The sequence below is a fragment of the Pantoea sp. KPR_PJ genome (assembly GCF_041386365.1).
Taxonomy (GTDB): Bacteria; Pseudomonadota; Gammaproteobacteria; order Enterobacterales; family Enterobacteriaceae; genus Pantoea.
The window spans coordinates 341,449-353,953 of the sequence record NZ_JABMIK010000003.1 but is presented as its reverse complement, the minus strand read 5'-3'; the positions used below and the strand labels follow the sequence as shown (position 1 = coordinate 353,953).

The window sequence follows — 12,505 nt, the reverse complement described above, 5'->3', positions numbered from 1 at the left end:
GATGTCGATGAACGATAGTCCGCAAAAACGATCGATCTGGATGCGTATCCATATCGATCCGCTGTTTATGCTGGTGATTCTGGCCCTGCTGAGCTACAGCGCCATTGTCATCTGGAGCGCCAGCGGACAAGATCCGGGCATGATGGAACGCAAGATCGGCCAGATTGCAATGGGTCTGGTGATCATGCTGGTTCTGGCCCAGGTGCCGCCGCGCGTCTATGAGGGCTGGGCGCCCTACCTTTATATTATCTGCGTGATATTGCTGGTGGCGGTGGACGCTTTTGGTCATATCAGTAAGGGCGCACAGCGCTGGCTGGATCTCGGCGTAGTGCGCTTCCAGCCGTCAGAGATAGCTAAAATTGCTGTACCGCTGATGGTGGCGCGCTTTATCAACCGTGACGTCTGTCCACCCACGTTGAAAAATACCGGCATCGCGCTAATCCTGATCTTTATGCCAACGCTGCTGGTGGCGGCACAGCCCGACCTCGGCACCTCTATTCTGATTGCTGCATCGGGCCTCTTCGTGCTGTTCCTGTCAGGCATGAGCTGGAAACTGATCGGCGTTGCCGTCCTGCTGGTCGCGGCTTTTATCCCGATTCTGTGGTTCTTCCTGATGCACGACTATCAGCGCGATCGCGTGATGATGCTGCTCGATCCTGAGAGCGACCCGCTCGGTGCCGGCTACCATATTATTCAGTCAAAAATTGCTATCGGCTCTGGCGGGCTGCGCGGTAAAGGCTGGCTACACGGTACCCAGTCCCAGCTGGAGTTTTTGCCTGAACGCCATACGGACTTTATCTTCGCCGTTCTGGCTGAGGAGCTGGGCCTGGTTGGCGTTCTGATTCTGCTGGTACTCTACCTGTTGCTGATTCTGCGCGGGTTAATGATTGCCGCTCGCGCTCAGACCACTTTCGGCCGCGTGATGGCGGGCGGGTTAATGCTGATTTTGTTTGTATATGTTTTCGTTAACATTGGCATGGTAAGTGGTATCTTACCGGTGGTTGGCGTGCCGCTGCCGCTGGTCAGCTACGGTGGTTCAGCGTTGATCGTGCTTATGGCGGGATTTGGCATTGTGATGTCGATCCATACTCACAGAAAAATGTTATCTAAAAGCGTTTAAGAGGCTGCACATGCGTAAGGAATGGCCTGTCGTTGCTCTGGCACTGCTGGTTTTGACTGCCTGTACTACTCCCACAGAACCGCAAAACACCGCACCGCCGCAACCAGCCTATAACGGGCCGGTCGTGGAAATCCCGGGCGTCGAGCCGAAATATGAGCCCGTGAATCCCGGCACCAGCCAGGATTACAGTGCTAACGGCAAGTCTTATCGCATCGTCAAAGATCCATCGAACTTCAGCGAAATGGGTCTGGCAGCCTGGTACGGTGATGAGGCGCAGGGCAAGCGCACCGCCATCGGTGAAAGCTACGATCCCGACGCGCTGACGGCGGCCCATCCAACGCTGCCGCTCCCCAGCTACGTGCGCGTAACCAACCTCGCCAACGGCCGTCAGATTGTGGTACGCGTTAACGATCGCGGCCCCTATACCCCAGGGCGCATCATCGATCTGTCGCGGGCGGCAGGCGATCGCCTTAACATCTCAAACAACACGCGCGTGCGCGTTGACTTTATTCAGGTTGCGCCAGACGGCACACTGTCTGGTCCGGGCACCATCGGCACCACGGTGGCGAAGCAGAGCTATGCCCTGCCCGCCCGTCCCGATCTTGGCAGTAACGGCGTGATGAACGGCAGTAGCGTTCCTGCCGCTGCGCCCGTACCGGCGCAGGATATTCGCGCCGTTGACAACAGTACGCTGCAAAGCAACGGCAATCTCGGCGCGCCCGTCAGCAGTAGCGGCTTTCTCGGTGCGCCACAGCCTTTAGCGAACGGTGTGCTGGAGGGCAGCGAGCCAGAACCTCAACCGGCTGCCGCCCCGGCCGCGGCCCCTGCTCCGTCGGCTACCAGCACGGCGGCAGCGCCCGCGGCGGGCAGTTTTGTCGTCCAGGTTGGCGCAATCAACGATGCTGCTCGTGCTCAACAGCTGGCGCACAGCCTGGGACAAAAATATGGTGTCCCCGGCTCGGTGGAAAACGCGGGCAACAACGTCTATCGCATTCAGCTTGGCGGGTTTAACAGCCGCGCTGACGCTGCTGCGCTTCAGCAGCGTCTGAACGCAGAGGGTCAGGCTGCTTTTATTACCAATGCGCGCCGTTAATCTCTGTTAACAAGAGAATGACAAAGCAAGATGCCGGCAAAACAGGCATTTGCTATGATGAGCCACTTTTTTTTAACCTTAACCCACGGATGTTGTAGTCCATACATGAACACGCTGAAATCTGCTCGTTTTCTGAAACGCCTGACAGTGGGCTCACTGATCGCCTTTTCGCTCAGCCACGTTGCACTTGCTGACGACGTTAACCTCAAAACCATGATCCCCGGCGTACCCGATATTGACGCCGAAGCCTATATCCTTATCGACTACAACTCTGGCAAAGTGCTGGCTGAGAAAAACGCCGATGCGCGCCGCGATCCCGCCAGCCTGACCAAAATGATGACCAGCTATGTTATTGGCCAGGCCGTCAAAGCGGGCAAAATCCATCAGGATGACGTGGTTACCGTCGGTAAAGATGCGTGGGCAACCGGCAACCCGGTATTTAAGGGCTCTTCGCTGATGTTCCTGAAACCCGGCGATCGCGTGCCGGTGTCACAGCTGACGCGCGGCATCGTGCTTCAGTCAGGCAATGATGCCTGCGTGGCCATGGCGGACTATGTTGCCGGCAGCCAGGACGCCTTTGTGGGTCTGATGAACAACTACGTGAAGGCGCTGGGTCTGCAAAATACCCATTTCCAGACGGTGCACGGTCTGGATGCAGAAGGCCAGTACAGTTCAGCACGCGATATGGCGCTGATTGGTCAGTCGCTGATCCGCGACGTGCCGGATGAGTACTCGGTTTATAAGGAGAAAGAGTTCACCTTTAACAATATCCGTCAGACAAACCGCAATGGTCTGCTGTGGGATACCAGCCTCAACGTCGACGGTATTAAAACCGGCCATACGGCATCAGCAGGCTATAACATCGTCTCTTCAGCTACCGAAGGCCAGATGCGCCTGATCTCAGCGGTAATGGGCGGCCGTACCTTTAAAGGTCGTGAAGTTGAAAGTAAAAAATTGCTGACCTGGGGCTTCCGCTTCTTTGAAACCGTGGCACCGCTGAAGGCGGGCAAAGAGTTTGCCTCTGAGCCGGTCTGGTTCGGCAACAGCGATCGCGTACAGCTGGGCGTAGAGAAAGACGCTTATCTGACGATTCCGCGCGGCCGCATGAAAGATCTCAAAGCCAGCTACGTGCTGAACAACACCGAACTGCACGCCCCGCTGCAAAAAAATCAGGTCGTGGGCAGCATCAATTTCCAGCTTGACGGTAAAACGATTGAACAGCGTCCGCTGGTGGTGCTTAACGAAGTGCAGGAAGGCGGATTCTTCAGCCGCATCATCGACTATATCAAACTGATGTTCCATCACTGGTTCGGTTAAGCAAACTGGCGGTTGAAAAATCGCCACACTGTTCCCATATCTACGTTATGATAATGCTCCCGCTTCGGCGGGAGCCTGTTTTTTATGCACCGGAGTCAATATGAAAACCAAACTGAATGAACTGCTCGAATTCCCTACCCCTTTTACCTATAAAGTGATGGGTCTGGCGCAGCCGGAGCTGGTTGATCAAGTGGTTGAAGTGGTGCAACGCCATGCGCCCGGCGACTACTCTCCTGATATTAAGCCAAGCAGTAAAGGCAACTACCACTCGGTGTCGATCACCATCAATGCCACGCATATTGAACAGGTTGAGACCCTGTATGAAGAGCTGGGTAACATTGAGATCGTACGCATGGTGCTGTAAGTGCCCCTCTCGGCAAAGGGCCTTGGTCTTGCCCTTTGCCGACGTTATACTCACTCTTTCCTCCCTAACCGGACCACCGTTTTGTCAGTAGATACGCTTCTTATCCGCCAGCTCGGCCAGCGCGACTGGCAGCCCGTCTCCGATGCCATGCATCACTTCACCGATCGCCGTAACGGCGACAGCCGCGACGAAGTCTGGCTGGTAGAACATCATGCCGTTTTCACTCAGGGTCAGGCCGGTAAAGCTGAACATCTGTTGATGCCGGGCGATATTCCCGTAGTACAGAGCGATCGCGGTGGGCAGGTGACCTATCACGGACCAGGCCAGCAGGTCATGTATGTGCTGATCGATGTCAAACGCCGCAAAATCGGCGTGCGCCAGCTGGTCACTGCGCTGGAAGAGACGGTTATTGCGACGCTGGCACACTTTGGCGTTGAGGCACGTGCGCGTCCTGATGCGCCTGGCGTTTATGTTGGCGAAGAGAAAATTTGCTCACTGGGCCTGCGTATCCGAAAAGGCTGTTCGTTTCATGGCCTGGCGCTGAATGTGGCGATGGATCTTACGCCTTTTCTGCGCATCAACCCCTGCGGCTATGCTGGAATGCGTATGACGCAACTGAGCGCCTTCCAGCCTGGCGTCAGTCTGGCAGATGTGCAGCCGCTGCTGGTGTCGGCGTTTGCGCGCCTGCTGAACTTCAGCAATGTGGAATGGCTGGCCGCTGAAACCGCGCCGCTGCCTTAACGATGCATGCGAATTTACAAAATTGTAACTTTTCCCGCTGCCCGACGGCTGTTTCTGCCAGGCGGAACTGATATAATTTTTGAAATTTTATCAAATAAAGTTGAAAGCTCACTCGCTGACCTGAATGCGAAAGCTTTCACCGCGCAATCCGACCGGAACCTGCAGACTTATGAGTAAACCAATTCAGATGGAACGCGGCGTCAAATATCGTGACGCAGATAAAATGGCACTTATCCCGGTGAAAACCGTTGTGACTGAGCGTCAGGAACTGTTACGCAAGCCCGAATGGATGAAAATCAAGCTGCCTGCGGATTCCAGCCGAATCCAGGGCATCAAAGCCGCGATGCGTAAAAACGGCCTGCATTCCGTCTGTGAAGAGGCCTCCTGCCCTAACCTTGCCGAATGTTTTAACCACGGCACCGCTACGTTTATGATCCTTGGCGCTATCTGCACACGCCGCTGCCCGTTCTGCGACGTGGCGCACGGTCGCCCTAACGCACCGGATGCCGGTGAGCCGCTGAAACTGGCGCAGACCATTGCCGATATGGCGTTACGCTATGTCGTTATCACCTCTGTCGACCGCGACGATCTGCGCGACGGCGGCGCACAGCACTTTGCTGACTGTATTACCGCTATCCGCGAAAAAAGTCCGTCGATCAAAATTGAAACCCTGGTGCCCGATTTCCGTGGCCGCATGGATCGCGCGCTGGAGATCCTTAACGCTACGCCACCAGACGTATTTAACCACAACCTGGAGAACGTTCCGCGCGTCTACCGTCAGGTGCGTCCGGGTGCAAACTATGAGTGGTCATTGAAGCTGCTGGAGCGTTTCAAAGAAGCCCATCCGGAGATCCCAACCAAATCGGGCCTGATGGTCGGCCTGGGCGAAACCAATGCGGAAATTATCGAAGTGATGCGCGATCTGCGTCGCCATGGCGTCACTATGTTGACGCTGGGACAGTATCTGCAGCCAAGTCGCCATCATTTGCCGGTTCAGCGTTATGTCAGCCCTGCTGAGTTTGACGAGATGAAAGAAGAAGCGCTGGCGATGGGCTTTACTCACGCTGCATGCGGTCCCTTTGTGCGCTCCTCTTATCATGCGGATATGCAGGCAAAAGGACTGGAAGTGAAATAAGCCAGCCTGACGCCAGACAATAAAAAACCAGACAATAAAGCGTCTGGTTTTTTTATGCGTGAGACATAACTCGTTACATCTGCGCGCTGGCGATGACACCTTACTCTTTGTGAGTGACGCGCTCGGCCGGAATCTCTTCAGCAGTCGTTTTAGTTGCGGCGGGTTCTTCATCTTTCATGGCTTTTTTAAAGCCTTTGATTGCGGAGCCCAGATCGCCACCCAGTGAACGTAACTTGTTGGTGCCAAAAAGCAGTACGATGAGCGCACCGATGATCAGCAGTTTGGCAATACTGATACCTTCCATACTTTACCTTTCAACCTTAGCGAAAAACGAACAGCGCTATTTACGCGCAGTTTGGCGATAAGCTCAACTACAATCTGTAACAGAGTAAGATCTATTTAGCGGCGATTAAATAAAACGGCTAAGAAACGCCTGGGTACGCGGATGCTGTGGCCTGGCGATCACCTGCTCCGGAGGTCCCTGCTCGACAACTACACCCCCATCCATGAACACGACCCGATCGGCAGCTTCACGGGCAAAACCGATTTCGTGCGTTACTACAATCATGGTCAGCCCCTGATCGGCCAGGGTTCGCATGGTATTCAACACCTCGCCAACCAGCTCGGGATCAAGCGCCGACGTAGGCTCATCAAACAGCATCAGCGCGGGCTTAATGGCAAGCGCGCGAGCGATGGCAACGCGCTGCTGCTGTCCACCCGACAGATGACGCGGCCAGGCGTCCGCTTTATCGCTTAATCCGACCGTGTCTAATAGTGCCCTGGCGTGGGCAATGGCGTCGTGACGTGGAAATTTATGCACCCCTACCGGCGCTTCAATAATGTTTTGCAGAACCGTCATATGTGGATAGAGGTTGAACTGCTGAAACACCATGCCGATTTTCTGCCGCTGCCGCGCGATTTTACGTGGTGAGAGTCGGTGTAATATCCCTCGCTTCAGCTCATAGCCAATCTGCTCGTCGCCAACCATAATCGATCCCGCATTCATCTCCTCCAGATGGTTAATACAGCGCAGGAAAGTGGACTTACCGGATCCCGACGGGCCGAGGATCACCACCACTTCGCCGGGGTAGACATCCAGATCGATGCCTTTCAGCACTTCGTTGTGGCCATAACGTTTGTGTACGTTGCGCGCGCGGACCAGCGGTATGACGTGACTCATACTTCCTCCTTATGCACCAGACGAGTTTCGGGTCTGACCGCAGGCGATCGCGCTTTGACGTTTTCAACCGTACGACGCGAGCCGCGGGCATAGTAACGCTCAATAGCTGACTGACCGACATTCAACACAGAGGTAATTAACAGATACCAGATTACCGCCACCATCAGCATCGGGACGATCTCAAAGGTGCGGTTGTAAACCGCCTGAACGGAATAGAGCAGATCGCCCATCGCGATCACACTGACCAGCGAGGTCGCCTTGATCATGCTGATCAGCTGATTTCCGCTTGGCGGAATAATGGCGCGCATCGCCTGCGGAATAATAATGCGGCGCAGGGCGCGACTGCGACTCATGCCAAACGCCTGCGTGGTCTCCACCTGGCCATTGTCCACGGAGAGCAGCCCGGCACGGATGATTTCTGCCATATAGGCAGCCTCATTCAGCGCCAGTCCAGCGATCGCTGCCGTTAGCGGTGTGATCAGGTCATTGGTGTTCCAGCTGGCCCCGGTCAGTGAGGTCCAGGGCAACGTTAATGAGAGGGTCGGAAACAGCGTTGACAGGTTATACCAGAAGATCAGCTGTACCAGCAGGGGTGTGCCGCGAAAAAACCAGATGTAGAGACTGGCTATGCTGCTCAGCAGACGGTTTTCTGACAGCCGCCATACCGCCAGTAACAGCCCCAGCAGGGTGCCAAGCACCATTGAAACCAGCGTCAGACCGAGCGTCACTTTCAACCCTTGCAGCACCGACGCCTCGGTAAACCATTGCAGCACCACCTGCCACTCAAAGTTGGGATTGGTTGCCACTATCCAGAGAAAGTTTGAGGCAATAACCAGCACCACAATCCATGAGATCCAGCGTCCATAAGCGGGGGCGCTGCGGGCATATGCGACGTCGCGCTGCTGCACCTCTGCCCGCTCCGTGGCCCCTGTGTTGTGGGTAGAGGAGCTCATTTTGCCGCCCCTTGCGCCAGATTCAGGCCCGGCGCGCCAATCATATTGCCTTCCAGATGCCATTTTTTCATGATGGCAGCATAGGTACCGTTCTGGTAGAGCACCTTATAGGCGTCCAGCACCACTCTGCCCAGTTCAGAGCCTTTTGGTACCACCGTGCCCTGAAAGATATCGCCAAATCCATTTTTCTCGCCCTGACCGGAAAGTTCCAGCTGACCGTTGGCCTGATCGATAAACCAGGTAAGCGGAGCCTGTGAGGAGAAAAATGCGTCTGACCGTTTAGAGCGTACAGCCAGTATTGAGGAGGGTTGATCGGTAAAGGATTGTACGATCACCGCAGGTTTACCCGCCTTAACACAGGTGTCAGACTGCTTGCGGATCACCTGCTCTGCCGAGCCCGCCGCCATTACAGCAATGCGTTTGCCGCAGGTATCTTCCAGCCCGTTAATTTTCTGCGGGTTTCCTTTTTGCACGCCAAACACCACAAACTCCTGCACAAAATCGACAAAGTCGACTTTCTGCTGACGATCCGGGTAGTCACCAATGGGGCCGATCGCCAGCTGATAGCGACCTGAATTAATGCCTGACAACACGCCGGAAAGCCCACTGACCGTTGCATGCTCAATCTTTACGCCCAGCAGTTGCCCCAGCGCACTGCTGAGATCGGCCGAGGCACCGTCCATGGCATGGGGACCGTTGACGATTTCATAGGGTGGAAAAGAGCCGTTATTTACGGCGACCATTTTTCCCGCCTGTTTAACGGCGTCCGGCAGGCGATCGTGTAGCGCCTGATCGACCTGCTGTGTCGGAATGGCGTCTGCGGCATGGGCCAGCGAGATGCAGAGACCAAACGACAGCAGGATAGCGATTGCAGAATTTTTCACGGCTTTTCTCCCAGGCTTCTATTCTGTTTTCAATTCCGGGCGGGCAAAACGGCGGTTCTCCAGCACCGGCAACACGCTGCGCGCGTAGGCGATACGCTGCGGATCAAGATCGGCAAAAACCAGGGCGGCTGACTCCGGGGCTTTGGCAATCGCCACGCCGAGTGGGTCGATCACCAGGCTGTTGCCAATATTGCGCGGGCCACATTCGCCGACAGCTACCATATAGCAGGTATTTTCCAGCGCACGGGCCGTGGTAAGCAGCTCCCAGTGCATCTCTTTGAGCGGGCCTTTTACCCACGCGGCAGGTAGCACCAGCACCTCTGCGCCATCCAGAACCAGGCGGCGTGCCAGCTCAGGAAAGCGCACGTCATAACAGGTCATTAAGCCGACCTTCATTCCCGCCACCTCAACCAGCGGCGGGATCGTCTGGCCCGGGTTGACGCGCTGCGACTCCTGCATCGCAAAGGCGTCATAAAGATGCAGTTTTTCATAGGCGGCAATGATCTCGCCGTTGCGGATCGCAATCAGTACATTGAGCGCTTTGTTCTCTTCAGCGGGGACATGTACGCTCATCATGGTGGTCAGCGCGCTCCCCTGACTCTGTTGCAGCAGCTGGGTCAGAAAAGGACCGTCCAGCGGCTGGGCCGCTTTCAGGACCAGATCGGGGTCGGCAATGTCTCTTGCCAGTACGCCCTCCGGCAGAACCAGCAGATCGGCTCCGCCAGACTCGGCTCGCGTCATAAGATCAAGGCAGATAGTGGCGTTTTCCTGCCATTCACGGCTGACGGCAAACTGTCCCATAGCGACTTTCATTGTTGCACCCCGTTGCTCGCGGCCGGAAAAAGGGCTTCCGGCGTCAGATTCGTTGTAGTCAGACCCTGCTGATAAAGTTCTCTGGCAAAATCAGCGATCATCTTCTTGTTAACCCCAAAGCCGTTTTGATTCCAGCTGGCGGGTAATTCCTGCGCGGTGCGTCGCAAATCGTCCAGCAGCCAGGGCGTGGTATCAGCGTACTTTTCCCGCTTCTTCAGCCACACCTGGGCCGAGCGATCGATCAGTTCACTGAGTGCCTGCGGCAGCCAGGGATGCTGCTCAGCCAGCGCTGGCTTAAGGGCAAGAATGTGGATGCCGGGCACATAGCCGACGCGGTTGAAGTAATCACGCTCCGCCTGATAAAAATCGGGTTGTAACTGGCGCAGCCCCGACTGAGGCAGGAAAAAACCGTCCGGCATAAAAGGCGTAAAAACCGCATCCAGCTCCCCGGCTTTTAGCAGATCCAGCAGTGGTCGCTCCTCTGGCGCGGCTTCGATGCGGCCGGGCCGCCCAAATCCCGCCAGACGATCGGTCACGGGATGATCGCCGGTCAGACGACCAGCAAACCAGTAGGCATCGTCAATTTCGACGCCCGCTTCACGCAATATGGTGCGTGTCCAGGTATTGCCTGAATCCTGCCAGCCGGTCACGCCAATGCGCTTGCCTTTCAGCTGGGCAGGCGTGGTCAGAGGGCTGTGGGAAGTGGTGATGATGCAGCGCTGACGGAAGCCGCGCATCAGAAAATGCGGTAGCCCCAGTAGTCCCGTATCGCCACGGGCACGCCCTTGCGCATAGCGGCTGAAAGAGACTTCGCCGCCGTCATAATCTGGATGGGTGGCGAGGTTATCGACCAGGGTATTTACGCGATCGAGTATCACATCAAAACCTTCCGCCTTCAGATCCCCTAACGCCAGCGGTGTGAAATAGTCCCAGTCACGCACCGCCAGTCTGACGATTACTCTGCTCATGCTTGCCCCGTTATCTGATGGCGCTCCGTCGCGCCGACGATTAATTCACCAAATTGTGCTTGAATTTGATACTAGTTCGGGAATACTAAGCTGAACAATCATTAATTTGTTACTGAACAAACTTTTTTCTTATGACGCAAAAAATTGAGCTTGAATGGCTGTGCGAACAGATCACTGACACCTCCGTGAAAGGTATTGCGCTGGTCGCGTCCACGTTGATCCGTGAGGGGAAGATTGCTGTTGGGGTGCAGATGCCGGCGGTACGAGAACTGGCGGAGAAGCTGGGCGTCAGCCCTGCTACCGTATCAGCCGCCTGGGCACAGCTAAAAAAACAGAAAGTGCTGGCGGGAAAAGGACGCAGCGGCGTCTGGGTCGCGGGCACTACAACCATGCCGCGGCCGATTCGCTTCGAAAAAATTGGCAACTATGGCGACAACATTCGCGCTGACCTGTCGATAGCCTCACCCGATCTGGCGCTGCTGCCCGATTTACAACCTGCGCTGCAGGCGGCACTGCAGTCGCCACACCTTAACAGCTATGTTCGTGAGGCCATTTCACCTCCGCTGCTCGCGGCCATTAAGCCGCGCTGGCCCTATCCTGCTGAAGCCTTTCTGGCAACGGACGGCGGCTTTGACGCGATGAATCTGGTGGTGCAGACGCTGGTGTCGCCCGGCGATCGCGTTATCATTGAAGATCCAACGGCGACTCGCCTGCTGGATATACTGGATAATGTGGGGGCAGAAATTTTGCCATTAGCCTGTGATGATGAAGGCCCATTGCCGGAAAAACTGGCCGTGCTGCTGCAAAAATCGCCAGTCATGGTGATCTATCAACCGCGCACCCATTCGGCAACCGGCAACAGCGTCAGTACCACGCGTCAGGCAGCGCTGGCTGCGGTGCTGGCAGAGAGTGCGGCGCTGATTGTTGAGGACGACGGCATTGGCGATCTCTCTTCAGCCGCCGCCTGGAGCCTGGGTAATTTTTTCCCGGCGCGAACTCTCCATGTGCGTTCCTTTTCTAAAGCCTACGGCCCCGATCTGCGTCTCGCCGTGCTGTCCGCGACCGCAGAAATGGTGAAACGCATCCAGGCGTGGCGAAACTTCGGCGTAAGCTGGACCAGCCGCCTGTTGCAGGATAGCGTCGCCTGGCTGCTTGAGGATGAGGTAACCCAGCAGAAAATCAGCGCCGCGCGCGCGACATATCGCCAGCGACGAGAAAAAATGCTGGCCGCGCTGGCAGCACGCGGACTCTCGCTGCCGATGCGCGACGGGCTGAGCATCTGTATACCGGTCGCTTCGGAGCAGTACGCCATGATTACGCTGGCTGCGCGCGGCATTGCCGTACTGCCGGGCGAGCGCTGTCGCCTTGGACCGCTGCAGTTTATTCGCGTCAGTATTGCCAGCCTGCCAGAGGCTCAGCTGGAGATGGTTGCCAGCGCGCTGGCGATTGCATCGGGACGCGACGTTACGCTGAATGCAGATCTTTAATGTGGTAACGCGGCGACTCAACGTAGCCTTCGCGCAGATAGAACTGGTTCGCCTTAATTCGCGAGGCGTGGCAGTGCACTTCCATCCGATCACATCCACGCTGCACTGCCATCTCTTCAGCATGCAGTAAAAGCTGCTGGCCAACGCCTTTACTGCGTTCCCCTTCGGCAATGCAAAAATAACTGATGCGGGCGAAATCGCCCGCCAGCGCCAGCTGCGGGACAAAATGCATCGACAGGAATCCCAGTACCTGCGTGCCATGCTCCGCCACCAGCAACATTTCATCGGGATCGCTGATCAGCTGGGCAAGACGTTTATCAATAAAGCTTTCGGTACCGCCGTAGCCTAATTCTGCCAGCAGCGCGCTGAGCGCAAAGCTGTCTTTCGCCTGTGCCTGACGTATATTCATCCTGCCTCCTCAAGAAGATTATGCTGCCGCTCAGTTATATA

The 12,505-nt window shown here is 56.0% G+C and carries 14 protein-coding genes; 7 read left to right on the top strand and 7 right to left on the bottom strand.

The annotated features are described in order from the left end of the window. Positions 1-7 precede the first annotated feature (7 nt). The 6 genes from mrdB to lipA all read left to right on the top strand — a co-directional run bounded on the left by mrdB (position 8) and on the right by lipA (position 5,770). Positions 8-1,120, top strand: a complete 1,113-nt coding sequence (gene mrdB / locus HP564_RS10185) for a peptidoglycan glycosyltransferase MrdB (protein WP_371242754.1) — start codon at positions 8-10, stop codon at positions 1,118-1,120. A 10-nt stretch (positions 1,121-1,130) separates the two neighbouring features. Continuing rightward, positions 1,131-2,213 carry an endolytic peptidoglycan transglycosylase RlpA gene (rlpA, locus tag HP564_RS10180; protein WP_371242624.1) on the top strand — a complete coding sequence of 361 codons (1,083 nt, stop codon included), beginning with the start codon at positions 1,131-1,133 and terminating at the stop codon, positions 2,211-2,213. 105 nt (positions 2,214-2,318) lie between these two features. Then, the gene (dacA, locus tag HP564_RS10175) at positions 2,319-3,530 is read left to right on the top strand and encodes a D-alanyl-D-alanine carboxypeptidase DacA (RefSeq protein ID WP_371242622.1); all 1,212 of its coding nucleotides are present in this window, start codon (positions 2,319-2,321) and stop codon (positions 3,528-3,530) included. 100 nt (positions 3,531-3,630) lie between these two features. Continuing rightward, on the top strand, positions 3,631-3,894 hold the full coding sequence (gene ybeD / locus HP564_RS10170) for a DUF493 family protein YbeD (protein WP_371242620.1): 264 nt from the start codon (positions 3,631-3,633) through the stop codon (positions 3,892-3,894). 81 nt (positions 3,895-3,975) lie between these two features. Beyond that, complete coding sequence (gene lipB, locus HP564_RS10165) at positions 3,976-4,635, top strand: lipoyl(octanoyl) transferase LipB (protein ID WP_371242618.1); 660 nt, start codon at positions 3,976-3,978, stop codon at positions 4,633-4,635. Positions 4,636-4,804: 169 nt separating this feature from the next. After that, positions 4,805-5,770: a lipoyl synthase gene (lipA, locus tag HP564_RS10160; protein ID WP_120451382.1), complete on the top strand. Its 966-nt coding sequence runs from the start codon at positions 4,805-4,807 to the stop codon at positions 5,768-5,770. 100 nt (positions 5,771-5,870) lie between these two features. On the opposite strand, the gene tatE is transcribed toward lipA, so the two are convergent. From tatE to HP564_RS10130, 6 genes are all read right to left on the bottom strand, one after another. Then, complete coding sequence (gene tatE, locus HP564_RS10155) at positions 5,871-6,074, bottom strand: twin-arginine translocase subunit TatE (protein ID WP_371242615.1); 204 nt, start codon at positions 6,072-6,074, stop codon at positions 5,871-5,873. A gap of 105 nt (positions 6,075-6,179) precedes the next feature. Beyond that, the gene (locus HP564_RS10150; protein ID WP_371242613.1) at positions 6,180-6,950 is read right to left on the bottom strand and encodes an amino acid ABC transporter ATP-binding protein; all 771 of its coding nucleotides are present in this window, start codon (positions 6,948-6,950) and stop codon (positions 6,180-6,182) included. Beyond that, positions 6,947-7,903, bottom strand: a complete 957-nt coding sequence (locus HP564_RS10145; RefSeq protein WP_371242611.1) for an amino acid ABC transporter permease — start codon at positions 7,901-7,903, stop codon at positions 6,947-6,949. The genes HP564_RS10150 and HP564_RS10145 overlap by 4 nt, the downstream gene beginning before the upstream one ends. Continuing rightward, complete coding sequence (locus HP564_RS10140; RefSeq protein WP_371242609.1) at positions 7,900-8,787, bottom strand: ABC transporter substrate-binding protein; 888 nt, start codon at positions 8,785-8,787, stop codon at positions 7,900-7,902. Before HP564_RS10140 ends, HP564_RS10145 begins: the two co-directional genes overlap by 4 nt. A gap of 18 nt (positions 8,788-8,805) precedes the next feature. Further along, positions 8,806-9,600, bottom strand: coding sequence for a deaminated glutathione amidase (locus HP564_RS10135; RefSeq protein ID WP_371242607.1), 795 nt, complete (start codon positions 9,598-9,600; stop codon positions 8,806-8,808). Next, positions 9,597-10,568, bottom strand: a complete 972-nt coding sequence (locus tag HP564_RS10130; RefSeq protein WP_371242605.1) for a nitrate ABC transporter substrate-binding protein — start codon at positions 10,566-10,568, stop codon at positions 9,597-9,599. Before HP564_RS10130 ends, HP564_RS10135 begins: the two co-directional genes overlap by 4 nt. Before the next feature lie 131 nt (positions 10,569-10,699). Here HP564_RS10130 and HP564_RS10125 point away from each other — a divergent pair, with 131 nt between their 5' ends. Continuing rightward, positions 10,700-12,055 (top strand): aminotransferase class I/II-fold pyridoxal phosphate-dependent enzyme, encoded by a 1,356-nt coding sequence (locus tag HP564_RS10125; protein ID WP_371242603.1) that lies wholly within the window; start codon positions 10,700-10,702, stop codon positions 12,053-12,055. On the opposite strand, the gene HP564_RS10120 is transcribed toward HP564_RS10125, so the two are convergent. Beyond that, a complete protein-coding gene (locus tag HP564_RS10120; protein ID WP_371242601.1) occupies positions 12,033-12,464 on the bottom strand; it encodes an N-acetyltransferase family protein in 432 nt (143 codons plus the stop codon). The genes HP564_RS10125 and HP564_RS10120 overlap by 23 nt on opposite strands. Positions 12,465-12,505 lie beyond the last annotated feature (41 nt).

Coding starts and splice junctions, on each gene's coding strand:
- mrdB (WP_371242754.1), top strand. CDS start 8: ATGAACGATAGTCCGCAAAAACGATCGATCTGGATGCGTATCCATATC.
- rlpA (WP_371242624.1), top strand. CDS start 1,131: ATGCGTAAGGAATGGCCTGTCGTTGCTCTGGCACTGCTGGTTTTGACT.
- dacA (WP_371242622.1), top strand. CDS start 2,319: ATGAACACGCTGAAATCTGCTCGTTTTCTGAAACGCCTGACAGTGGGC.
- ybeD (WP_371242620.1), top strand. CDS start 3,631: ATGAAAACCAAACTGAATGAACTGCTCGAATTCCCTACCCCTTTTACC.
- lipA (WP_120451382.1), top strand. CDS start 4,805: ATGAGTAAACCAATTCAGATGGAACGCGGCGTCAAATATCGTGACGCA.
- tatE (WP_371242615.1), bottom strand. CDS start 6,074: ATGGAAGGTATCAGTATTGCCAAACTGCTGATCATCGGTGCGCTCATC.
- HP564_RS10150 (WP_371242613.1), bottom strand. CDS start 6,950: ATGAGTCACGTCATACCGCTGGTCCGCGCGCGCAACGTACACAAACGT.
- HP564_RS10145 (WP_371242611.1), bottom strand. CDS start 7,903: ATGAGCTCCTCTACCCACAACACAGGGGCCACGGAGCGGGCAGAGGTG.
- HP564_RS10135 (WP_371242607.1), bottom strand. CDS start 9,600: ATGAAAGTCGCTATGGGACAGTTTGCCGTCAGCCGTGAATGGCAGGAA.
- HP564_RS10130 (WP_371242605.1), bottom strand. CDS start 10,568: ATGAGCAGAGTAATCGTCAGACTGGCGGTGCGTGACTGGGACTATTTC.
- HP564_RS10125 (WP_371242603.1), top strand. CDS start 10,700: ATGACGCAAAAAATTGAGCTTGAATGGCTGTGCGAACAGATCACTGAC.
- HP564_RS10120 (WP_371242601.1), bottom strand. CDS start 12,464: ATGAATATACGTCAGGCACAGGCGAAAGACAGCTTTGCGCTCAGCGCG.